Annotated in this window: 17 protein-coding genes and 5 tRNA genes; 3 read left to right on the top strand and 19 right to left on the bottom strand. The window is 41.0% G+C overall.

What is annotated here, in order from left to right; translation table 11 throughout:
- Nucleotides 1-41: 41 nt before the first annotated feature.
- The 15 genes from rpoC to E2P86_RS02700 form a co-directional block, all read right to left on the bottom strand.
- Nucleotides 42-4,319, bottom strand: coding sequence for a DNA-directed RNA polymerase subunit beta' (rpoC, locus tag E2P86_RS02770; protein WP_085472244.1), 4,278 nt, complete (start codon nt 4,317-4,319; stop codon nt 42-44).
- A 73-nt stretch (nt 4,320-4,392) separates the two neighbouring features.
- A complete protein-coding gene (rpoB, locus tag E2P86_RS02765) occupies nt 4,393-8,202 on the bottom strand; it encodes a DNA-directed RNA polymerase subunit beta (protein WP_085472245.1) in 3,810 nt (1,269 codons plus the stop codon).
- Between the two features lie 164 nt (nt 8,203-8,366).
- Nucleotides 8,367-8,744 carry a 50S ribosomal protein L7/L12 gene (gene rplL, locus E2P86_RS02760; RefSeq protein WP_085472246.1) on the bottom strand — a complete coding sequence of 126 codons (378 nt, stop codon included), beginning with the start codon at nt 8,742-8,744 and terminating at the stop codon, nt 8,367-8,369.
- Between the two features lie 77 nt (nt 8,745-8,821).
- Entirely contained in the window at nt 8,822-9,340 is a 519-nt protein-coding gene (rplJ, locus tag E2P86_RS02755) for a 50S ribosomal protein L10 (RefSeq protein ID WP_085472247.1), read from the bottom strand.
- Nucleotides 9,341-9,342: 2 nt separating this feature from the next.
- Entirely contained in the window at nt 9,343-10,041 is a 699-nt protein-coding gene (rplA, locus tag E2P86_RS02750) for a 50S ribosomal protein L1 (protein ID WP_085472248.1), read from the bottom strand.
- 22 nt (nt 10,042-10,063) lie between these two features.
- On the bottom strand, nt 10,064-10,507 hold the full coding sequence (gene rplK / locus E2P86_RS02745) for a 50S ribosomal protein L11 (RefSeq protein ID WP_085472249.1): 444 nt from the start codon (nt 10,505-10,507) through the stop codon (nt 10,064-10,066).
- 170 nt (nt 10,508-10,677) lie between these two features.
- Nucleotides 10,678-11,706 (bottom strand): glycoside hydrolase family 18 protein, encoded by a 1,029-nt coding sequence (locus tag E2P86_RS02740; protein WP_134430566.1) that lies wholly within the window; start codon nt 11,704-11,706, stop codon nt 10,678-10,680.
- 313 nt (nt 11,707-12,019) lie between these two features.
- Nucleotides 12,020-12,565, bottom strand: coding sequence for a transcription termination/antitermination protein NusG (gene nusG / locus E2P86_RS02735; RefSeq protein ID WP_085472251.1), 546 nt, complete (start codon nt 12,563-12,565; stop codon nt 12,020-12,022).
- Between the two features lie 16 nt (nt 12,566-12,581).
- A complete protein-coding gene (gene secE, locus E2P86_RS02730; protein ID WP_085472252.1) occupies nt 12,582-12,776 on the bottom strand; it encodes a preprotein translocase subunit SecE in 195 nt (64 codons plus the stop codon).
- A gap of 25 nt (nt 12,777-12,801) precedes the next feature.
- Nucleotides 12,802-12,872 (bottom strand) — tRNA-Trp (locus tag E2P86_RS02725).
- Between the two features lie 228 nt (nt 12,873-13,100).
- The gene (gene tuf / locus E2P86_RS02720; protein WP_085472253.1) at nt 13,101-14,288 is read right to left on the bottom strand and encodes an elongation factor Tu; all 1,188 of its coding nucleotides are present in this window, start codon (nt 14,286-14,288) and stop codon (nt 13,101-13,103) included.
- Between the two features lie 77 nt (nt 14,289-14,365).
- Nucleotides 14,366-14,437 (bottom strand) — tRNA-Thr (locus tag E2P86_RS02715).
- Nucleotides 14,438-14,526: 89 nt separating this feature from the next.
- Nucleotides 14,527-14,599, bottom strand: a tRNA-Gly gene (locus E2P86_RS02710).
- Between the two features lie 47 nt (nt 14,600-14,646).
- Nucleotides 14,647-14,727, bottom strand: a tRNA-Tyr gene (locus E2P86_RS02705).
- Between the two features lie 28 nt (nt 14,728-14,755).
- Nucleotides 14,756-14,828 (bottom strand) — tRNA-Thr (locus tag E2P86_RS02700).
- Nucleotides 14,829-15,030: 202 nt separating this feature from the next.
- Between E2P86_RS02700 and E2P86_RS02695 the strand changes: the two genes are divergently transcribed.
- A complete protein-coding gene (locus tag E2P86_RS02695; protein WP_134430562.1) occupies nt 15,031-16,311 on the top strand; it encodes a BamA/TamA family outer membrane protein in 1,281 nt (426 codons plus the stop codon).
- A 95-nt stretch (nt 16,312-16,406) separates the two neighbouring features.
- Here the strand turns inward: E2P86_RS02695 and E2P86_RS18265 are convergent, their stop codons facing one another.
- From E2P86_RS18265 to E2P86_RS02670, 4 genes are read right to left on the bottom strand one after another with little or no spacing between them, the layout of a single operon-like run.
- Nucleotides 16,407-16,886 (bottom strand): hypothetical protein, encoded by a 480-nt coding sequence (locus E2P86_RS18265; protein ID WP_240775563.1) that lies wholly within the window; start codon nt 16,884-16,886, stop codon nt 16,407-16,409.
- Between the two features lie 27 nt (nt 16,887-16,913).
- Nucleotides 16,914-18,239, bottom strand: a complete 1,326-nt coding sequence (locus E2P86_RS02680; RefSeq protein WP_134430559.1) for a sensor histidine kinase — start codon at nt 18,237-18,239, stop codon at nt 16,914-16,916.
- A 3-nt stretch (nt 18,240-18,242) separates the two neighbouring features.
- Nucleotides 18,243-19,607 (bottom strand): sigma-54-dependent transcriptional regulator, encoded by a 1,365-nt coding sequence (locus E2P86_RS02675; protein ID WP_085472256.1) that lies wholly within the window; start codon nt 19,605-19,607, stop codon nt 18,243-18,245.
- A gap of 43 nt (nt 19,608-19,650) precedes the next feature.
- Complete coding sequence (locus tag E2P86_RS02670) at nt 19,651-20,973, bottom strand: TolC family protein (RefSeq protein WP_134430556.1); 1,323 nt, start codon at nt 20,971-20,973, stop codon at nt 19,651-19,653.
- Between the two features lie 255 nt (nt 20,974-21,228).
- On the opposite strand from E2P86_RS02670, the gene E2P86_RS02665 reads away from it, so the two are divergent.
- Both E2P86_RS02665 and E2P86_RS02660 read left to right on the top strand, forming a co-directional pair.
- On the top strand, nt 21,229-22,482 hold the full coding sequence (locus tag E2P86_RS02665) for an efflux RND transporter periplasmic adaptor subunit (RefSeq protein WP_134430553.1): 1,254 nt from the start codon (nt 21,229-21,231) through the stop codon (nt 22,480-22,482).
- 173 nt (nt 22,483-22,655) lie between these two features.
- Nucleotides 22,656-25,022, top strand: coding sequence for an ABC transporter permease (locus E2P86_RS02660; protein ID WP_134430550.1), 2,367 nt, complete (start codon nt 22,656-22,658; stop codon nt 25,020-25,022).
- Nucleotides 25,023-25,054 lie beyond the last annotated feature (32 nt).

Below are 25,054 nucleotides of genomic sequence, written 5' to 3'. Positions count from 1 at the left end.
TGCTTGCGCACTAACCTTTTTTATTAAATAGTATCGTCTAATTAATCTTCTTCTTTAGAAGCTAACAATTGATCGTACTCTTCGCGAGAACCTACGATGATACTTCCGTACTCACGTAAACCAGTACCTGAAGGAATCAAGTGACCAACAATTACGTTTTCTTTCAAGCCTAACAAGTCATCACGTTTACCTGCGATAGCGGCCTCGTTCAACACTTTCGTAGTTTCCTGGAAGGAAGCTGCTGAAATGAACGATTTCGTACCTAAAGAGGCTCTTGTAATACCTTGTAACAATGGACTCGAAGTTGCAGGAATAGCATCACGCACTTCTACTGTTTTTTGATCCTGACGTCTCAAAGTAGAATTCTCTTCACGTAACTTACGCAACGTTACAATCTGTCCTGGACGAAGGGTTGTAGAATCACCTGCATCAACAACAACTTTCTTGTCGAACAACGAATCGTTCTCGATCATGAAGTCCCATTTGTTAGCAGCTTCTTTCTCTAAGAAACGTGTATCTCCTGGATCCTCGATATTCACTTTCTGCATCATTTGGTGAACGATGGTTTCAAAGTGTTTATCATTGATTTTTACCCCTTGCAAGCGGTAAACCTCTTGGATACCATTAACGATATACTCTTGAACCGCTGCAGGGCCTTTGATCGAAAGGATATCAGAAGGTGAAATCGAACCATCAGATAATGGCATACCCGCTTTCACGAAGTCATTATCCTGTACTAGGATGTGTTTAGAAAGTGGAACCAAGTATTTCTTGATCTGTCCATCTCTAGACTCGATCGAAATCTCACGGTTACCACGTTTAACACCACCTAAGGTTACCACACCATCAATCTCTGTTACAACAGCTGGGTTAGAAGGGTTACGCGCTTCGAATAATTCCGTTACACGTGGTAAACCACCTGTAATATCTCGGGTCTTACCTGTCGCACGAGGAATCTTAACTAAGATCGTACCTTCTTTGATTTTCTGACCATCCTGAACCGAAACGTGTGCCCCTACAGGAATGTTGTATGAACGTAACGCATCGCCTGTTAGATCTGTAATTTTGATCGTCGGGTTTTTCGTTTTATCACGAGTCTCGATAATAACTTTCTCTTTGTGACCTGTCTGATCATCAGATTCGTCACGGAAGGTTACACCTTCGATAATCGCCTCAAATTCAATCTTACCTGCAAACTCAGAGATAATAACAGCGTTATATGGATCCCAGTCAACAAGAAGCTTTCCTTTTTCAACTTTATCACCTTCATTTACATACAAGTTAGCTCCGTAAGGAATAACTTGTGTATAAAGAACTTTCTTATCATCATTTACGATACGAAGCTCGCCAGAACGACCAATTACCGCTTGGTAAGGGCCATCTTCGCCTTCTTTCGCAACCGTACGAACGTTTTCAAATTCGATTTTACCTTCATACTTCGCCACGATACTAGAGTCGGCCGCAATGTTAGAGGCCGTACCACCCACGTGGAAAGTACGAAGTGTAAGCTGTGTACCTGGCTCACCGACAGACTGTGCTGCAATAACACCAACCGCTTCTCCAAGTTGTACACGTTTACCAGACGCCAAGTTACGTCCGTAACAGGAAGCACAAACACCACGCTTAGACTCACATGTCAATACCGAACGAATTTCGATACCTTCAATACCAGCCGCTTCGATAGCTGCTGCAATCTCCTCATCGATCTCGCCATTCGCAGCAACGATAAGTTCGTCTGTCTCCGGGTGAACAACATCATTTAGAGGCGTACGACCTAAGATACGATCGAACAATGGTTCAACGATATCGTCGTTCTCTTTAAGTGCAGACTTATAGATACCACGAAGACCGTTACAATCTTGTTCAACAACGATCATATCTTGAGCAACGTCATGTAAACGACGAGTTAAGTAACCCGCATCGGCTGTTTTCAAGGCCGTATCGGCAAGACCTTTACGCGCACCGTGGGTAGAGATAAAGTACTCGAGTACCGATAGTCCTTCTTTAAAGTTGGACAAAATCGGGTTTTCGATAATCTCCCCGCCTGATGTACCAGATTTCTGTGGCTTAGCCATCAAACCACGCATACCACAAAGCTGACGAATCTGCTCTTTGGAACCACGCGCTCCAGAATCCAACATCATGTATACCGAGTTGAAACCTTGATTATCGTTCGATAAAATATCCATTACGTGTGCCGTCAACTTGTTGTTGATACGCGTCCAGATATCGATAATCTGGTTGTAACGCTCGTTGTTCGTAATGAAACCCATGTTATAGTTGTTCATTACCTCATCAACCTCATTGGTCGCTTGTGCAATCAAATCAACTTTAGCAGCTGGGATATTTAAATCTTGCAAGTTGAATGACAAACCACCTTTGAAGGCTGTTTGGAATCCTAACTCTTTCATATCATCCAAGAACTGTGCAGCACGAGCCATACCCGTATTTTTCACAATCTCACCGATGACATTACGCAACGATTTCTTAGTCAACAATTCGTCAATGAAGCCCATCTCCTCAGGAACAATCTGGTTAAAGATTACACGTCCTACTGTTGTTGGGATAATCGAATTAACGATTTGTCCTTGTTTGTTTTTATTGTTTGTCTTAACCTTGATGTGGGCATGTAGATCAATCTGATTCTCATTCAAGGCAATGATTACCTCTTCAGCAGAATAGAAAGTCATGTCCTCACCACGCACCTTACGGTCTGCAGTTGAACGACGGCCTTTAGTAATATAGTAAAGACCCAATACCATATCCTGAGATGGTACCGTTACTGGAGAACCGTTAGCCGGGTTAAGAATGTTGTGCGAAGCAAGCATTAAGATTTGGGCTTCCAAAATTGCAGCATTACCTAAAGGTAAGTGAACCGCCATCTGGTCACCGTCAAAATCCGCGTTGAAGGCCGTACATACCAATGGGTGTAACTGAATTGCTTTACCCTCAACTAAGGTTGGTTGGAAAGCCTGGATACCCAAACGGTGAAGCGTAGGTGCACGGTTTAATAACACTGGGTGTCCTTTCAATACATTCTCTAGGATATCCCATACAACCGGATCCTTACGGTCAACGATTTTCTTAGCTGATTTTACAGTCTTTACGATACCTCTCTCAATCATCTTACGAATGATGAACGGTTTGTAAAGCTCCGCAGCCATATCTTTAGGAAGACCACATTCGTGGAGCTTCAAGTGAGGTCCTACAACAATTACCGAACGTGCCGAGTAATCCACACGCTTACCAAGTAAGTTCTGACGGAAACGACCTTGCTTACCTTTTAAGATATCGGATAATGATTTTAAAGCACGGTTACCTTCTGTCTTAACCGCATTTACTTTACGCGAGTTATCGAACAATGAATCTACCGCTTCTTGAAGCATACGCTTCTCGTTACGTAAGATTACCTCTGGTGCTTTAATCTCGATCAAACGCTTAAGACGGTTGTTACGGATAATTACACGACGGTATAAATCGTTCAAATCGGATGTAGCGAAACGACCACCATCCAAAGGCACCAATGGGCGCAACTCTGGTGGAATAATAGGAACGATCTTCACGATCATCCACTCCGGACGGTTCTCGATACGTGTATTAGCACCACGGAATGCTTCCACCACGTGAAGACGCTTTAACGCCTCATTTTTACGCTGCTGCGAAGTTTCGTTCGCCGCTTGGTGACGCAAGTCGTATGATAACTGATCTAAATCAATACGTTTCAATAACTCTTCTAATGCCTCAGCACCCATCTTAGCGATGAATTTCTGTGGATCATTATCATCCAAGTATTGGTTTTCTTTTGGTAACGTATCTAAGATATCTAGATATTCCTCTTCCGTTAAGAAGTCCATAAAGCTGATACCATCATCCTCTTTGATACCGGCTTGGATAACCACATATCTTTCGTAGTAGATGATCATATCCAACTTCTTAGTTGGAAGACCTAGTAAATAACCAATCTTGTTCGGAAGCGAACGGAAGTACCAAATGTGTGCTACAGGAACAACCAAGCTGATATGTCCCATACGCTCACGACGTACTTTCTTCTCTGTAACTTCAACACCACAACGGTCACATACGATACCTTTATAACGGATACGCTTGTATTTACCACAGTGACATTCGTAGTCCTTTACAGGACCAAAAATACGCTCACAGAATAAACCATCACGCTCGGGTTTGTACGTACGGTAGTTGATCGTCTCTGGTTTCGTAACCTCACCGCTAGAACGCTCCAAAATTGTTTCTGGAGACGATAAGCTAATCGTAATCGATGTGAAGTTACTTTTAATTTTATTATCTTTTTTGTAAGACATACCTTATAAAAAGTTAAAGCTGTATGTAAAAGTCTAACAAGTACATGCATACTTGTCAGACCTATTACTTTTATTAATCTAATGTGATATCTAAACCTAATCCGCGCAATTCGTGAACCAATACGTTGAAAGATTCAGGAACGGAAGGTGTCGGCAAGTTATTGCCTTTCACGATCGCTTCGTAAGTTTTAGCACGACCCACAACATCATCGGACTTAACAGTCAAGATCTCTTGCAAGATGTTAGATGCACCGAATGCCTCAAGTGCCCAAACCTCCATCTCTCCGAAACGCTGACCACCAAATTGTGCCTTACCACCTAACGGTTGCTGCGTAATCAATGAGTATGGTCCGATTGAACGTGCGTGCATCTTATCATCTACCATGTGACCTAATTTCAACATGTAGATAACACCCACGGTAGTCGGCTGATCGAAACGCTCACCAGTAAGACCGTTGTACAAGTATGTTCTACCTGATTTTGGTAATTCTGCTTTCTCGATCCACTCTTCTACTTGTCCCATTTCGGCACCATCGAAGATTGGTGTAGCGAACTTCATACCTAACTTCTGGCCAGCCCAACCTAAAACGGTTTCGTAAATCTGACCCAAGTTCATACGTGAAGGTACCCCTAGTGGATTCAAAACGATATCGACTGGTGTTCCGTCTGCTAAGAAAGGCATATCTTCATCACGTACAATACGTGCAACGATACCTTTGTTACCGTGACGACCCGCCATCTTATCACCTACTTTTAGTTTACGCTTTTTAGCAACATAAACTTTAGCCATCTGAACAATACCTGAAGGAAGCTCATCACCGACTGAAATAGCGAATTTATCGCGTTTGAAAGCACCTAGCTCTTCATTAACTTTAATGTTATAGAAGTGTAGAGCCAATTTGATCAACTCGTTTTTATCGTCGTCTGTAGTCCATCCAGTTGGGTTGATGTGCGTATAATCTAAATCCATAAGGATTTTTTGTGTGAACTTCGCTCCTTTAGGTACTAAAAGCTCTTTATACACATTGTATACACCTTGGCTCGTTTTACCATTTACAACTGTAAATAATTTCTCAACCAAACGCTCTTTCAATGACTTCACCGCTCTATCGTGCGCTACTTCTAGTTTATCTAAAGCTTTTCTTTCAACTTCTTTAGACATTTTCTTCGCACGCGAGAACAATTTAGTGTCGATAACAACACCTTTCAATGATGGAGAAGCTTTCAAAGAAGCATCTTTCACATCACCTGCTTTATCACCAAAGATCGCACGTAGAAGTTTCTCTTCCGGTGAAGGATCAGACTCTCCTTTTGGCGTAATCTTACCGATCAAGATATCACCACCATTAACTTCAGCACCAATACGGATAATACCGTTTTCGTCTAAGTCTTTAGTCGCTTCTTCTGATACGTTCGGGATATCAGCTGTTAATTCCTCCTCACCACGTTTGGTGTCACGTACTTCTAATTCGAACTCTTCAATATGTAATGAAGTGAACAAATCTTGTGATACAACACGCTCAGAGATTACGATCGCATCCTCAAAGTTATATCCTTGCCAAGGCATGAACGCTACTTTTAAGTTACGACCTAATGCTAACTCACCATTTTCTGTCGCATAACCTTCACATAATACTTGACCTTTGAAAACTTTCTCGCCTTTGATAACGATTGGTTTCAAGTTGATACATGTATTCTGGTTGGTTTTCTTGAACTTAGTAAGAGTATATGTCTTAATATCATCATCAAACGAAACCAAACGATCATCGTCTGTACGTTCGTAACGAATCTTAATTTCATTGGCATCTACATACTCCACAACACCATTACCTTCTGCGTTGATCAATGTACGTGAATCAGAAGCAACACGTCCTTCCAATCCTGTACCTACGATCGGTGCAGATGGGCGCAACAATGGCACCGCTTGGCGCTGCATGTTCGATCCCATCAAGGCACGGTTGGCATCATCATGCTCCAAGAAAGGAATTAATGAAGCCGCGATAGATGTAATTTGGTTTGGCGCAACGTCCATATAATCCAAACGCTCAGGCTCAATAATCGGGAAGTCACCCTCGTATCTTGCTTTTACTTTTGGATCCTCAAAGTTACCTTTATCATCGTACTGTGCGTTTGCTTGTGCGATAGTTTTACCGTCTTCATCTTCCGCAGATAGATAAACAACTGGCTGGTCAACAACGACTTTACCATCTTCTACCTTACGGTATGGTGTTTCGATGAAACCTAAGTTATTGATCTTCGCGTGTACCGCTAGAGAAGAAATCAAACCAATGTTTGGACCCTCTGGCGTTTCAATAGTACAAAGACGACCGTAGTGTGTGTAGTGAACGTCACGAACCTCGAAACCGGCACGCTCACGAGAAAGACCACCAGGACCTAAAGCTGACAGACGACGCTTGTGCGTAATCTCCGCCAATGGGTTGGTTTGGTCCATAAACTGAGACAATTGGTTCGTTCCGAAGAAGGAGTTGATTACCGATGATAACGTACGCGCGTTAATCAAATCTGTAGGCGTGAATACCTCGTTATCACGAATATTCATACGCTCACGGATTGTACGAGCCATACGAGAAAGACCAACACCAAATTGAGCGTATAATTGCTCACCTACCGTACGTACACGACGATTCGATAAGTGGTCAATATCATCCACCTCAGCCTTAGAGTTGATCAAGTTGATTAAGTACTTCACGATCGCGATAATATCTTCGCGCGTTAATACTTTTGTTTCATCAGGCGTATCAAGTTTCAATTTACGGTTGATGCGGTAACGACCAACATCACCTAAATCGTAACGTTTATCCGAGAAGAACAAGCGTTCGATGATACCACGTGCTGTTTCTTCATCAGGTGGTTCCGCGTTACGCAATTGACGGTAGATATGCTCCACCGCTTCTTTTTCGGAGTTTGAAGTATCCTTCTGTAATGTATTATATATGATAGAGTAATCCGCGTTGTTCGAAGCATCTTCTTTTGCAAGAATGATAGATTTAACACCCGCGTCAATGATCAAGTCAATGTGATCTTCCTCTAAAACAGTTTCACGTTCTAAAATGATCTCATTTCTATCGATAGAAACCACCTCACCAGTGTCCTCATCAACGAAATCTTCGATCCATTTTTTCAATACCCTAGCCGCTAAACGACGACCAACGTATTTCTTTAATCCCGATTTACTAACCTTAACCTCGTCTGCAAGATCAAATAATTCTAAGATATCTTTATCCGAATCGTAACCGATCGCACGTAATAAAGTAGTAACTGGGAATTTTTTCTTACGGTCGATGTAAGCATACATCACGTTGTTTACGTCTGTAGCAAACTCGATCCATGATCCTTTAAAAGGAATTACCCTTGCAGAATAAAGTTTAGTACCGTTTGTGTGTCTACTCTGACCAAAGAATACGCCAGGTGAGCGGTGTAACTGCGAAACGATTACGCGCTCGGCACCATTGATAACAAATGTACCTTTTGGTGTCATGTAAGGGATTGTTCCAAGATATACATCCTGTACAATGGTTTCGAAATCCTCGTGCTCCTCATCATTACAAGACAACTTTAACTTAGCCTTCAATGGAACGCTATATGTGAGCCCTCGTTCAATACACTCTCGGATATCGTAACGCGGTGGATCAATAAAGTAATCCAAAAACTCCAGTACAAAGATGTTTCTTGAATCAGAAATAGGGAAGTTTTCTGCGAAAACCTTGAACAGCCCTTCCTGATGGCGGTTGTCAGAAGTAGTTTCAAGTTGAAAAAACTCCTTGAAAGATTGCAATTGCACGTCCAAGAAATCCGGATAATCGATTACCTTCTTACTTGTAGCAAAATTCACTCTTTCGTTTTGAATATTATTGTTTGCCAAGGGAATAAGATTTTTAGTTTTAAAAAAACTGAGCTAACTATGCTGAAATCATGGTTTTGTCAAATGTCAGCACCCATTTGACACATGTAATAATATAAAACAGGAATAGACTCTGTCAAAAACTTGACAGAGTCTAAACCTTTTAGGTGCTTTAATATGTGAGATTACTTGATCTCAACAACAGCTCCAGCTTCTTCTAATTGTTTTTTCAACGCTTCAGCTTCGTCTTTAGTAACACCAGCTTTCAACTCTTTAGGAGCGCCGTCTACTAAATCTTTAGCTTCTTTCAAGCCTAGACCAGCTAAATCTTTAACCAATTTAACTACAGCTAATTTCTGACCACCAGCTTCTTTCAAGATAACATCAAAAGATGTTTTCTCTTCAGCAGCAGCAGCACCGCCTTCAGCAGGAGCAGCAGCAACTGCAACAGCAGCAGCAGCAGGCTCAATACCGTACTCGTCTTTTAAGATATCAGCTAATTCTTTAACTTCTTTTACCGTTAAGTTAACCAACTGTTCAGCAAGTTGTTTTAAATCTGCCATTTTATTTTGAATTTTTGAATGTACTTAATAAATAATTTTTAATTAATGCACGAACTGTTTTTTGAAAAGAGTGTTCGTTAGTCTCTTTGTTCTAAAGCTTTTACTAAACCTGAAATAGTATTTCCACCTGATTGAAGTGCAGAAATAACATTTTTCGCAGGTGATTGTAGTAATGCGATAACGTCTGCAATAAGCTCGTCCTTAGATTTAAGGGTAACTAATGCATTCAATTGATCATCACCAACAAACGCAGTTTCTTGGATGTAAGCTGCTTTTAAAACAGGCTTATCACCTTCTTTACGTAATTGTTTGATCAACTTAGCAGGCGCATTTCCACTCTCAGAAAGGAATAATGTAGAAGCGCCTTTAAGAACGCTACGTAATTCTTCTGAATCGATACCAGCTTCAAGTAAGGCTTTACTGATCAACGTGTTCTTAGCCACTTTGATCACAATACCTTGCTCAAAACATTTGCGACGAATGTTGTTGATTTTCTCTACACTAAGATCAGCAGTGTCAGTAATGTAAAAATTACCATAAGATTTAATCTGTTCGGCTAAAGCTTGAACAATTTCTTGTTTTTCTTCTTTTCTCATGATTAAATACCCGCTACTGATTTAGTTTCAATATGAATACCAGGACTCATAGTTGAAGAGATGTGAATACTTTTGAAGTATGTTCCCTTTGCAGCTGAAGGTTTAAGGCGAGAGATAGTTTGTAATACCTCTAACGCGTTTTCATAAATCTTCTCTGGAGAGAATGACACTTTACCAACTGAAGTATGGATGATTCCTGTTTTGTCTACTTTGAAATCGATCTTACCGCCTTTTACATCTGTTACAGCTTTTCCTACTTCTGTAGTAACTGTACCAGTTTTAGGGTTAGGCATCAAGTTACGAGGACCTAAAATACGTCCAAGTTTACCAACTTTAGCCATCACACTAGGCATAGTAATAATGATATCAACGTCAGTCCAACCACCTTCGATTTTGCTGATATAATCGTCAAGACCTACGTGATCTGCACCAGCCGCTTTTGCTTCTTCTTCCTTATCAGGAGTACACAAAACTAAAACGCGAACGGTTTTACCAGTTCCGTGAGGTAATGTTGCTATACCACGAACCATTTGATTTGCCTTACGAGGATCCACGCCTAAACGAACGTCGATATCCACAGAAGCATCAAACTTGGTCGTTGTAATATCCTTTACTAAAGCCGCAGCTTCTAATAAAGAATATGCTTTACCAGCTTCAATTTTGGATAGTGCCGCTTTTTGATTTTTTGTTAATCTAGCCACTTTCTTAAATTGATTTCGTTAATTAATTGTTCCAAGGAGCGTTACCGGATACGGTAATTCCCATACTACGCGCCGTACCAGCAACCATTTTCATTGCTGCCTCTACTGTAAACGCGTTCAAATCGACCATTTTATCTTTCGCGATAACCTCAACTTGCTCCCATGTAATGTTAGCAACTTTTTTACGGTTAGGCTCGCCAGATCCACTTTTAAGCTTTGCAGCATCTTTCAACTGAATCGCTACTGGTGGAGTCTTGATAATAAAGTCAAACGACTTGTCCGTGTAAACGGTAATGACAACAGGCAATACTTGCCCTGGTTTGTCTTGCGTACGTGCATTGAACTGCTTACAAAAATCCATAATGTTCACACCTTTAGCACCTAATGCAGGTCCTACTGGTGGAGATGGATTTGCAGCACCGCCCTTAACTTGTAATTTTACTAACGCACCGACTTCTTTTGCCATTTTGTTTTGAATTTAATATGTTAAATGTCTGTTAGTAAGTTGGAAGCAAACTGTAACATTTATTTTTCTCGATTAGCGTACAACACAGTTATACAACTAAACGAGGTGCAAAGATAATAATAAGTTTTGAATTACAAAAGGTTACGTTGTAAATATTTTTATCCCGCCCACTACTTTCCAAATACACCCTCGAATACTGTCTTCCGCAAAATACCGTCATTCGTATCTCCGGCGTACTCCCAATACATGGCCCCTTTCATGTTTCGTTGTAACAGATATTCACACTTTAGCCGAATCGATTCTGGTGTCTCAAAGGTCAAGACAAAATCACCGCCCTTATTCACCATATAATCCGCCTTCGCAACATCATCCCACTTCCGCTCCAAGCCCTCCAGTTGCAATATGTCTCTGTAATCAATAAATGTTTTTACATCCGTTTTATTACCCCGACCATAAAATGGAAGCCCAAGAACCAACTTCTCTATGGGCATGCCTGCAGCAACATGAGCTGCAATGGCTTCCTCACAGGTAACACCTCCCGACTTATCGGAACGAAACAGACTCGCATGATGGAAAGGTGGATTCCCAGAGTCGTAGGTCATGATATTCACAAAATCAACAAAAGGATTTATCGAAGCAAAGGCGATATACTTCCCATTAGCTGCTGTAGCTAATGTTAATAGCTTCTCCACGCCGATGGCCGTACGAATATCTTTCATAAGCAACGTAAAATTATCCGTATCTTCAGCCGCATAAGAAATTCCCGCAGCATTGCTTGTTGGATACTCCCAATCAATATCAATTCCATCTAGACCAAATAATTCAACAACACGTAAGCAATCAGCAGCGAACTGACCCCGACGTCCAGGATCAGCAGCCATCTCGCTAAAGCCACCTGAACCCCAGCCACCGATAGAAAGTAAAACCTTTAAATGCGGATGCTTCTTCTTTAAAAGAATAACATCTCGTAATCGTGCTTCATTATCAACACGTATACCATCAAAGGTTTTATTAACGTGCCCAAATGCATAATTAATATGGGTGACATAAGCGGGATCTGGAATAACGGAAGTCCACGACGTAACATAAGCCACAATAACCTTATCTTTAGTTTTTGCAAACAAGGAGCCAGGTAATAATGCCCATAATAAAAAAGGTAAAAGAAAAATTAGTTTTAATAATCTTTTGTGGGTGTTCATGTTGGTTAGGTTTAGGATGTATAATAGATAAATTAGGTTTCAGTTTCTGCGCGCTTATATGCCGTAACAAACAGACCGCACGCAACTAGCAGACATACAAATGCACCAAACATACTCCATTTAAATTCTCGGAAAAGCTCAAGCCCTACCACTAGGAGTACCACAACAGTAATCACTATCATAAATCTAGCACGTGTTTTTTTCTTCATCTTATATTCGTCAGGTTAACAACCAAAATAACAAAATAAATCAAAAAAAAGAAACCCAACCATTTGACATGATTGGGTTTCTTTATATCTATTAAGCGCATTGCTTATTCTTTTTCTACTTGCATGTAGTTAAGTTCAAGTGGTGTTTTACGACCGAATACTTTAACCATAACCGTAAGCTTCTTCTTATCCTCGTGAACTTCTTCAATTTCTCCGGTGAAACCATTGAATGGACCATCGTTTACTTTTACTGTTTCACCAACGTAGTAAGGAACATTGATTGCTTCACCTTGCTCCGCCATCTCATCAACCTTACCTAAAATACGGTTTACTTCAGATGGTCTCAACGGAATCGCATTACCTGCTTTATCTCCTAAGAAACCGATTACGCTATTCAAGTTTTTGATTGCGTGCTCTATCTCACCATCTAAAGCGGCTTCGATCAACACATAACCAGGATAATAGTTACGTTCTTTGGCAACTTTCTTACCATCTCTCATTTGGTAATACTTTTCCATAGGGATTAATACCTGTGGAACTAAATGTTGTATACCCAAGCGGCTTACTTCTGCTTCAACGTATTGTTTTACCTTCTTCTCTTTTCCGCTAACGGCACGAACTACATACCATTTTAAAGATTGATCTGCCATAAATATTTAATGATAATTAGGAAGTGATTCCGTACAATAACTCTAACAAGTTACTTGCTGCTTTATCCATTACGAAAACTAATAACGCAATGATAATAGAAGCCACAAGTACGATAACTGCAGAGTTTTGCAGTTGTGACCACGTAGGCCAAGTTACCTTCTCCGTAATCTCGACGTAAGAGTCTTTAAAAAAATCAAGTACTTTAGCCATTTTTAGTTTACCTAAATTATGTTAGCACGGGCACCAGGACTCGAACCCAGACCAAAGGTTTTGGAGACCTTCGTTCTACCTTTAAACTATGCCCGTGTAGAATTTCTTTTACTGCTGCAAATATAGCGTTTAAGCCTTATTGACGCAAATAATATTTGCCTTTTTTTAACATTTTTTACCCGAGATGTCAGCGGGAGAACCATAAAGCTTGTGCTAGAAGCAATTACGATTTAGATGTATAAGAACGTTCTTTCCTAAGAAAAGAACAAGCTAACCAGCATACGCCGATTAGCTTGTTTTTATTTTCAAGTATAATCTAAAAGATTAACCTAAGATTTCAGTTACCTGACCAGCACCTACTGTTCTACCACCTTCACGGATAGCGAAACGTAGACCTTTTTCCATTGCGATAGCGTTGATCAACTTAACAGTGATTGTAACGTTATCACCTGGCATAACCATTTCAGTACCTTCTGGTAACGAGATCTCTCCTGTTACGTCTGTTGTACGGAAATAGAATTGAGGACGGTATTTGTTGAAGAATGGAGTGTGACGACCACCTTCAGCTTTTGATAATACGTAAACCTCAGCTTTGAAATCAGTATGTGGGTTCACAGAACCTGGTTTACAGATAACCATACCACGACGGATATCAGTTTTCTCAATACCACGTAATAATAAACCTACGTTATCACCAGCCTCACCGTAATCTAAGATTTTACGGAACATCTCAACACCTGTTACTGTAGATTTCAAGTTCTCAGCACCCATACCTAAGATTTCAACTGGGTCACCAGAGTTGATTACACCTCTTTCGATACGACCTGTTGCAACTGTACCACGACCAGTGATCGAGAATACGTCTTCGATAGGCATCAAGAAAGGAAGATCAGTCAAACGTGGAGGAATTGGAATGTAGTTATCTACAGCATCCATTAATTCCATGATTTTCTCAACCCACTCAGGCTCACCATTCAATGCACCTAAAGCAGAACCTTTGATTACTGGAACATCATCTCCTGGGTAGTCGTAGAATGATAATAATTCACGAACTTCCATTTCAACTAGATCTAATAATTCTTCATCATCTACTAAGTCAGTTTTGTTCAAGAAAACAACCAAAGCAGGGATACCTACCTGACGACCTAATAAGATGTGCTCACGAGTTTGAGGCATTGGACCATCAGTAGCCGCAACTACGATGATAGCACCGTCCATCTGAGCAGCACCAGTTACCATGTTTTTAACGTAATCCGCGTGACCTGGACAGTCAACGTGTGCATAGTGACGGTTCGCTGTTGAGTACTCAACGTGTGCTGTATTAATAGTGATACCACGTTCTTTTTCTTCAGGAGCGGAGTCAATCGAATCAAATGAACGAGCTTCCGATAAACCTTTATCAGACAATACTTTTGTGATAGCAGCTGTAGTAGTTGTTTTACCGTGGTCAACGTGACCGATTGTACCAATGTTTAAGTGCGGTTTACTACGGTCAAATTTTTCTTTTGCCATGTTTATGCGAATTAGTAATTATAAAATATTTCTTAATTAAATCCTTTGTTAAAGCGAAAACTTACGTTTTCCTTTCGAGCCAAAGATGGGATTTGAACCCACGACCTCTTCCTTACCAAGGAAGTGCTCTACCCCTGAGCTACTTCGGCTTCTAAAACCTTATTTACAGATTAATGCCCCCACCTTATTAGACATATTTATCAAAAAAGCAGAGACGTAAATCAAATGTTAAAAAATGAGCGGAAGACGAGGTTCGAACTCGCGACCTATAGCTTGGAAGGCTATCGCTCTACCAACTGAGCTACTTCCGCAATAATTTCGCTCGCTAGCCGAAGCTAGCGAAACGAAATAAGTAGTGTGGAGGGAGAAGGATTCGAACCTTCGAAGCCGAAGCAACGGATTTACAGTCCGTCCCATTTGACCGCTCTGGAACCCCTCCAGACCTGCAGCTTACACTGCATTTATTGAGCCTCCTATCGGAATCGAACCAATGACCTACTGATTACAAGTCAGTTGCTCTACCAGCTGAGCTAAGGAGGCTAATATTTTTAAAGCTTAATTTAAACTTCTCGTTATTTCAAGAACTCTCTTCCTTTCGGATAGCGAGTGCAAAAATCTAATTATTTTTTGATATCTGCAAGTTTTTTTAAACTTTTTTTTCGTGTTAAAGAACGTTTTCTTTTTCTAAATCATTTTGGAAATACATCCGTTTGATTTTGATGATGCAAAGATAGCGACTCAGATGAAACTTCAAAAATATTTGACAAAAAAAAATGGCTTTTTCTACGATATACTTGATATGCAAGGAAATAATTTACAACTTGCGACGCCTTTTTCAGGCACATATTTTAATTCACTATTCATGGCTTTTAATTTTATTCGCAACACCTCCCTTATTTCGATCATCATACTTGGTATCTTACCGGCCAAAGAAAGCTTCGCACAAGACAATAATATCATAAAAAAAACCATGAAAAAATTTCTGTCGACCGAAAAAGACTCGACTAAGAACGGAAGTTTCATGGTAATTCCTGCGGTTGGCTACGCACAAGAAACAGGACTCGAGTATGGAATTGCTAGTACTTATAATTTTTTTACCGATAAAAATAACCCGGAAAGCCGGACATCAAACATTATTTTGATCGGAACATTAACAACCAAGAATCAAAAAAATATTAAACTCATAACCGATATCTGGACCAAAGAAAATAAATATCATATCTTATCGGAACTACGATATCGTGATTGGCCGTTTAATTTTTATGGTATCGGATCAGAAACATGGGCAAAAGACGAGGACTTCCTGGAACAAAAGCTCGTTCGTGCAAAAATAGATGTCGAACAAAAGATTGCACCAAAACTCTATGCCGGCGTAAATGCGAATTTTGAGTACTTCAAATTTGAGGATCGTGATGCTGGTGGAATATTTGAGCAATCCGCTATTACGGGAAAAACCGGAGGACAATATCTTGCGCTTGGGGTATCCACCTTATACGATAACAGAAACACAACCACGTATACGACAAAAGGGGTGTACGGACGTGTAAAATATGCCTATGCACCCAAATTTTGGAAAGGTGAGAATTTCAATGGCGGCCAACTGGAAGCGGATGTCCGTGCCTTTCATCCCCTATCCAACAAAGTGACACTAGCCGGACAGCTGCTATACCGCGGCACCTATGGTAAAGATATTCCCTTTTATGTCTATCGTGACCTCGGTGGTGATATGTCTATGCGCGGCTATTACTTAGGTAGATACAAGGATAAAAATTATGCGGCTGCACAAGCAGAAATACGCTATCGTTTTATGCCCCGATTTGGTGTCGTTGGCTTTGCTGGAACTGGAAGTACCTTCTCGCCACAACATGACCTCCGACTTGTCCCTAGTTACGGAGCAGGTATACGATACTTCTTTAGCCTAGAACACAACAGCACCATACGCTTTGACTACGCCTATGGCGAGAAACGATCCGGCGAAAAGAAACAATCAGGCTTCTATTTGAGTATCAGCGAAGCCTTTTAGCCTGTAGTTGGTAGTTGATCGTTGATAGTTGGTAGTTGGTAGTTGGTAGTTGATAGTTGATAGTTCACATGCTAATCACTATGAACTACTATCTATTATCTAGTATAGGGATAACGTAACACAAAGTTTTCCTTACGTTGCTCGTCTCTATGCAATAATAATCCGAAATGAAATAAATCGATCGACACCTGTAAATCGTGATCAGCGATAAGACTTCTCCACTTTGCTAATGTTTCACGTGTGCGATACGGTTCATGCACCACGACCACCATACCAGCCTTCACCAACTTCTTTACTTCGATAACAGAAACTTCCGTTAAATCGAGCCATACCGCATCTGTGGGCACTGTAGTAGATAGGTCACCAACCGACTGAAGCCCCATAAAAACGAGCATATCATTTAGCAAGGATGCATAACGCACAGAAAAATGAACAGGAAATTTAAGCCCTACCCCATCAACCCGGGGAGCCCGGTAGATAACCGTATCGGCCAGCTTATAAACGAAAGGCGAATGCGTACCGTGCCTGCTATTCGCTAAAAAAAAATGTTTTACAAGTTCCCAATAGTAACGCATGCACAAAAGTAGTTTTTTTCTTCGCTCTTAAGCAGGAAACTGAAGCGTAAAACAACTGCCCTTCCCCTCTTCACCATCTACAGAAACGGTTCCGTTATGCAACAACATTATTTGCTTACATAATGTCAACCCAACACCACTTCCCGTTTTCTTGGTTGTAAAAAATGGTGTAAATATTTGTTCTTGAACTTCTTGAGACATACCCTCCCCATTATCCTGAACCTTAATAACGATATGTCCTTCTCGGAACATTCCCGTTATACTAACATAAGGATCGGACACTTCCTTTACCGCGTCTATCGCATTCAGCAGCAAGTTTATAATCGTCTGTTCCACCAAATTAGTATCCGCCCGTAACACAAGTCGTGTATCCTTTAGAATAATATCCAACTCAATATTTTTCTGTATCAGCGTCGGTTCAAATAATTGATATACATTCTCAAAAAGATCCTTGAGCTGCTGATCTACAAAATTCGGTTGATCTACTTTATTAATAAGTCGATAACTTTTCGCAAACTGCAACAAGCCCTCACTGCGTCTTTTAATCGTATAAATACCGACCTTCATGTCCTCAATATCATCCGCGGTATACGCCCCTGCCAACCGTCCATGCAATGTGTCGGCTAATGAACTGATGGGTGCTATAGAATTCATAATCTCGTGGGTCAATACCCGCAACAGTTTTTGCCAAGCCACCGTTTCCGCATGATCGATTGCCTCATTAATATTTTGAAACACCACCACCCTAAAGATACCTTCTTGTGATTCAAATTCAACACAATGCATCAAAAGCTTGATTTTTCCCTTCGCAGAATTTGCTGCCTCAATTTGTCGCGTACCCACAGGCATCCGGACCGTTTTTATATACAGATCCGGATGCCGCTTCTCCAATCCTTTGATATTGCCGAGGTGTGGTGTTTGAAATAATTGCTTAAAAGCGTCGTTTATCCACTCTACTTTTCCCGTGTCAGCGCGGTAAAAAATAATACCGGAATCCAGCATATTAATAACTTTATTCAGGTATTGATGCTGAATTTCTTTATCAACACTAATCTGTTTATAAACAGTGTTTATATCATTAAAAGCTTTGAACAACTTACCTTCCGCTCGAGCCGGATGTTTCACGGCGAACCGACGCGTGAAGTCACGATAACGCACCGCTTCAGAAAAGTCGAGTACATGATGCAGCAATCTTCTTTCCGTACTCGCCCATCGAAATGCTAAAACCACGGTAAAAACAAACAACAAACCGGCATACACATAAAGCTTCAGAAAAAGCAGATAAGCTGCAGCCGTTATCGCCGAGACCAAAAAAAGGGTCTTAATAAAAATGATAAAGGTGGATGATCTCATCTATCAAATATTATACTTCTCCATCCGTCGATAAAGTGCTGCACGGGTTAGTCCTAACTCCCGGGAGGCTTTACTGATATTACCGTTAAACCGCTCAATTGCTGACTTAATTGCTTTTCGCTCCATATCCTCAAGGCTCTGACTCATAGGTGCCTCTTCCGCCGTCAATCTATTCACACGATTGGACTCCTCTATCGGAGAAAATAAAATATCACTCCCCTTAATCGACTCGCCTTCCGCCATAATAACAGCCCGCTCTAAACTATATTGCAACTCGCGAACATTCCCCGGGAAATAATAACCACGCAACTTTTGTAGTGCATCATGATCTAGTCCCAAAATGTTTTTATGATACTTGTGATTGTAGAATTGCAAAAAATGGTTCGCCAACACCACGACATCCTCACCCCGCTCCCGCAATGGTGGCACTTGTATTTCCACCGTATTTATACGATAAATTAGATCTTTTCGAAATTTGCTTTCATCAGCTAACGATTTCAACGGCACATTAGTCGCACTGAGCAAACGAATATCAATCGGCACGCCCGTATAAGAGCCCAACGGTACGACCTGCCGATTCTGTAAAACACTCAATAATTTGGATTGTTGATGCAAACCGATATTCCCAATTTCATCTAAAAAAAGTGTGCCTTGATCCGCTGCTTCAAAACGCCCAATACGGTCTTCCCGCGCATCTGTAAACGCACCCTTTTTATAACCAAAAAGCTCACTCTCGAATAACGTCTCTGTCAATGCGCCCACATCCACCTTAATATAAGGCATAGATGCACGCAACGAACGCTGATGAAGCGCCTGCGCAATCAAATCTTTACCAGTGCCGTTTTCTCCTAAAATCAAAATGTTAGCTTCCGTAGGAGCTACCTTATCGATTTTATATTGTAAATCCTCCATAACAGCAGATTGACCAATCAACGAATTATCGTTACGGACAATCATATTCACCTGTTTTGGCTTTCCCGACGAAGGTACCGCTCCCGAAATAGACGTCAGTGTCTCTAGAAGTTGTTCATTTTGCCAAGGCTTAACAATAAAGTCAGAAGCGCCCTGCTTCAATGAACGAACAGCCAAATCAACCGCACCATATGCCGTAACCATAACAACATGAATATGTGGATATTGCGACTTAATCTTACCCAACCAGAACAGACCTTCATTCCCCGTATTTATCGCACTCTTAAAGTTCATGTCCAGCAACACGATATCCACAACATGCTGTGCTAAAACATGCATCAAATTCTCAGGATTACGCTCTACGATAACCTGTTTGACACGCGGTTTAAGTAAAATACGGACTGCTGTTAACAGATCTTGGTCATCATCAACAAAAAGTACGGTAGATTTTTTCATGCATGCAATAATTACTTTCAACTAGGGCCGACTACTAAGATAACTATAATTCCAATTTCCCTGCGTAATAATCATTGATATATTTCTGCATAATCCATTCATAACGCTTAATTAACAACGAGTTAGTGGTATTATCAAGCTTCGTCTTCGCTGTCAACAAAAGGACCGAATTACTATTACCAGCATCAAAATGTACCTGCGCAATACGAAAAGCCTCTCGATAATGCTGCTCTTGCTCCTCCAAGTGTCCCACATTCTGGCGCAGCGCTGTCAAACTAAATACCGCTTTCGCAGTTTCTTCACGCACACGATTCTCCTGAATCTTACGGTTCCAAAGCGCCTCATCAAGATTAAGTCGTGCATGCTTTACTTGATTTCTTACCTGCATCTGATTAAAAATAGGAACACGTAAAGTCAAGGAAGCCCCCTTTGAAGGATAGTTTTTCAATTGCTGCCAATAATTGTAACCGGCATCATCTACACTCGAAAATCGAGATTGTATCCCCGCATCAAACGACAACGAAGGGTAATAGCCAGAACGCGCCACCTTCACTCCCTGTTCCGCTTCCTTTATACGCCAATCTAGCGCTTTAAAATTTGGCAAGAAACCCAGCGCCTTCTCATAAAGCTCTCCTTCGGTATCCATGCCAACTTCGACCGGCAGCAACAGTGGTTGTAGCAAAGGAAGTTCTCCTTGCTCCCAATTTAACAAAGCTACAAGGCGCTGCTTATTGTTGTACAACACACGTTGCGCATCCTGGACATTATTTTCTTCCGACTCCAATTGTCCTTTTAAATCGTAATAATCTCCAGGCTTAGCCGCACCTTCACGATGTAAAACCTCCGATCGACGTACATTTTCAGCCGTCACCGCCCGCTGAGCTTCCGTTTGTTTGAGCATATCTTGCGCCGTAAGCACCAATACGTACGCCGCAATGACATCAAGCTTCAGCTCGTTAACGGAACTTTCAAACTCCAGCTTCCCCGCCTCTCGCGCATTCGCTTTCCGGCGAATATCGTATAGCAGTTCAAAACCTTTAAAAAGCCAACCATTCAGAGACAAAGATTGGTTACCAGAAAAATAACTATTATCAACAAATTGATTCGTCGTACTGTTGATGCTTCGCCCTTGATTATACGAATGGCTAACATTCCCATTTAAGGAAGGAAGCCTATTATATTGTGCCTGCTTGTGATTTATTTCGTTTCGTGCCACCTCTAACTCCGATCGACGTAAGGTCGGATTACTTTTAAGGGCTAGCGATATGCAGTCCGTCAGGGACAAGCCTTGGGAGGGCTGCCCCTGCACGAGCACTGCATTACTATAAACTATAAACAACAAAGCAATTCTAAAAAAATCTTTCATTCAAATCGTTTTCAAGCCTGATGCAGAGCGCGTGCCAAAACACTAACTAGCTAAAAAACAAAACTATACAAACAAACTATACACACAACTGTTCACCACCGAACAGTCAACTGTTCGATATCGAACAGTTCACACCACACAAAAAAAACACAATAGACTAAAAAACAGTCGTTTATAAAAATGGCACAACATTGAATAATGATATAGCAAGAACATAATAATTTTAATTTTTACGCTTACTTTTTCAATTGCCGAATGGACAGACCAATAGAACAGAAGAAATGGAACAAAAAACGCATCTTGACTTTAGTCGGTATTCTTGCTATTGGTGGACTAATAGGTACCAGTTATTACCTTACTACAGGCAACAGTAGACTGAATGTCGAAGCGGAACGGATCAGCATTGTCGAAGTGAAAGAAGGCACCTTTCAAGAGTTCATTCCCATAAATGGTACCGTTCTTCCTATCAACAGTATTTATCTCGATGCATCGGTGGGAGGACGAGTAGAAGAAAAATATGTAGAAGATGGTGCCGTTCTAAAAGCCGGCGATCCCATTATGCGTCTATCCAATACGGATCAACAACTGAGCTTGGTTCAACAAGAAACCCAAGTATTGAACTTATTGACACAAGCGCAGATTGCACGGACGAGTGCAGAACAAGTTTCGATCAACAACCGCAACCAAATGGCCGATGTGGAACAGGCCTTACGAGAGGCCGAGCGGGTATACAAGCTCAACAAAAAACTATACGCGGAGCAAGCTATCGGTGCACAGGAATACGAAAAATCAACCAACGACTACAACTATCAAAAACAGCGTGTTATCTTAACGAAACAGATTCTTCGCCAAGACTCCATTTCTACACGTCAAAAGCTATCACAAGACCGACAAACAGCTGATCGCACAGAGAGTGCGTTGCAGCTCATGCGCCAAAAAGTTGGAGACCTCGTCGTTCGTGCTCCTGTGGACGGACAGTTGACTTCTTTTGATGCCGAAATTGGACAAAACAAAAATGTAGGTGAACGATTAGGACAAATCGATGTCCTTACCGGATTTAAAGTACGCGCCGAAATCGACGAACACTATATTAATAGGATTTTTATTGAACAGATTGGAAATGTCACCATCGGTGGAAAAAGTTTTGATTTAAAAATCAAGAAGGTATATACCCAGGTAACAAATGGTAGATTTCAAGTCGATATGGAATTTATAGGTGCCGTACCCACGGGGATACGCCGAGGTCAGACCTTGCAGATTAGATTGGCCTTGAGCGATGAAACAAAAGCACTGCTGCTGCCAAAAGGTGGTTTCTATCAACAAACTGGCGGTAATTGGATCTTTAAACTGGATAAAAATGGAGGTACTGCTTACCGGGTAGATATGCAGTTAGGCCGTCAAAATCCAGAATATTATGAAGTCGTAAACGGACTAAAAGCAGGCGACAAGGTTATTGTTTCAAGTTATGAAACATACGATAAGATACAGGAATTAAACATTAAACGCTAGTCGGATCTCGCAATAGTAACCCTGCGGTTATCGAAGAGACTTTAAAGCGTTAGCCGCAGTGCAGATAGAGTATAGATAAAGGGTAGATAAAGCATATATAGAGCGTTCGAAGCAGGCAGCAAAAGGAAAAGCAAAAAACAGTTGAAGTGTATTAAAAACCAGAACCATAAAGTATGTTAACGAATATTTTTAAAACATCGATGCGTAACCTTTGGAAAACCAAAGGTTATAGCTTCCTCAATATTTTCGGCCTTGCGGTCGGGATTGCCGCCGCAGCCATTATCTTTCTTTGGGTCGAAGGGCAATTAACCAAAAACAGCCACTTCCCAAACAAAGAGGATATATATATTGTCAAATCCAAACATACATACGATGGGACCACGTATGTATTCGACTCCTCACAAGGTTTGCTCGGCCCGACAATAAAGCAAGAAATTGCAGGCATCAAACATACAGTCCGTACCGATTGGGGCACCTCCCTATTATTCGCTGTCGGCGACAAAAGCTTGTATCAAAGTGGATTTTATGCAGATCCCGAAATCATCGAACTCTTCTCCATGGAATTCTTGGAGGGCGACCGCAAGACAGCACTGGATAAGCCAGAAAACATCGTACTAAGTCAATCTGGTGCTCAAGTACTTTTTGGAAATCAACCAGCAGTCGGAAAAACCATTCGGATAAACGATAGTGAAATATATACTGTAACGGGCGTAACCAAGGACTTTCCTACGAATAGTAGTTATAAGTTCAAATGGATTATACCCTTTAAAAAATATGAAGTAGGGAAAGAATGGCTAACCAATTGGGGAAGCAACAGTTTGATGACCCTGGTCCAATTAGAACCAAATGCGAACCAGGAGCAAATCAACAAGCAACTGTATGACTTTGTCAAGCGCAAAACCAACGGAGATGTTTTCTTTTCTGCAAATTTCCTTTATCCCATGGCACGTTGGAATACCTACAATGTTTTTGATAAAGATGGAAATGAACAAGAAGGTAACATCAAGAACATCCGTTTATTTACCATTATCGCAGCTATAGTTTTACTGATTGCATGCATTAACTTCATGAACTTAGCTACGGCACGTTCCGAAAAAAGAGCGAAGGAAGTAGGTATGCGTAAAGTTGTAGGTGCATCAAGAAAATCGTTGATTGCACAATTTATAGGAGAATCATTGCTTTATGCCCTTCTATCTACGATACTAGCCATTGCACTGATCTACTTAGCCATCAAGCCTTTTAACACACTAATCGGTGAAGATCTTTCTGTAGATTTGTTAAAGCCTTTACATCTAGGTTTTCTATTAACAATTATGTTCATCTGCGGTATATTGGCAGGGAGCTATCCCGCTCTCTATTTATCTGCTTTTAATCCCTTAACCACGATTAAAGGTGGCAAGCAAAAAACGGGATCCGCTGGGCTCGTTCGTCGCGGCCTTGTCATCTTACAATATACAGCATCCATTGTTCTCATTATTTGCACCATCATTATCTATCAACAGATTCAACATGCCAAAAATAGAGACTTAGGATTTGAACGCAGCCAGGTTATTACAACAGCTCAACAAGGAGAAATGGGCAAACATCTAGATGTTATCAAAGAACAACTTTTGGCGACGGGTAACATTGAACGTGTGGGACTCAGCAATACGAATATTTTGAACGTAGGCTCTAATACAAGCGATTTCAAATGGGAAGGTAAAGACCCTAATGCGAATATTCTGATCTCTTTAATGAATGTCGATGAAGACCTGATCCCAAGTCTCAGCATGCACATGCATGATGGACGCAACTTCCGCTCTAAATTTGTCGGCGATAGCACATCTGTAGTCATCAACCAAGCATTTGCAGAACTTATCCAGCCGGATGGTATGGTAGCGGGCAAAATCCTCGACTGGAGCGGTAGACCCTATACTATTGTAGGCGTGGTAAAAAACTTCGTGTACAATGATATGTATGCGACCCCGAGTCCAATTGTTTTTTCTGCAATCGACAATAATTCAGGCTTATTAAATATCAAAACAAAAGCCAATGTAGATTTACAACAGACGGTTCAACAAGTTGAAAAAATCATCAAAGAGAATAACCCCAACTACCCTTTCGAGTATCGTTTTCTCGACGAAACATTTAATAATAGATTTAGTTCAGAACTCTTTATTCAAAAATTAGCTTCGATCTTTGCCATCATATCCATTATTATCTCCTGTTTGGGTCTATTTGGCTTAGCAGCCTACTCCGCAGAACAACGCGCTAGGGAAGTAAGTATTCGAAAAGTATTAGGCGCATCCGTCCGTAACTTAATAGCCATGCTGAATCGAGAATTCATGCTGCTCGTCGGTATTTCTTGCTTAATAGCCTTCCCTATAGCCTGGTGGTTTATGCGTGATTGGTTAAGCGATTACAATTACCGCATCGCTATTGGATGGTCTGTTTTTGCCCTGGCGGGTGGTCTGGCGTTGGTTATCGCGCTGTTAACAATTACTTCACAAGCTTGGCGCGCAGCAACAAGCAACCCAACCAAAAAATTACGTAACGAATAAATTGAACAACATATAGTTTTATACTGAACTTC

This window comes from Sphingobacterium psychroaquaticum (assembly GCF_004421025.1).
Lineage (GTDB): Bacteria > Bacteroidota > Bacteroidia > Sphingobacteriales > Sphingobacteriaceae > Sphingobacterium > Sphingobacterium psychroaquaticum.
The sequence above is the reverse complement of the archived record's forward strand: the minus strand, read 5'-3'. Positions and strand labels throughout refer to the sequence as shown.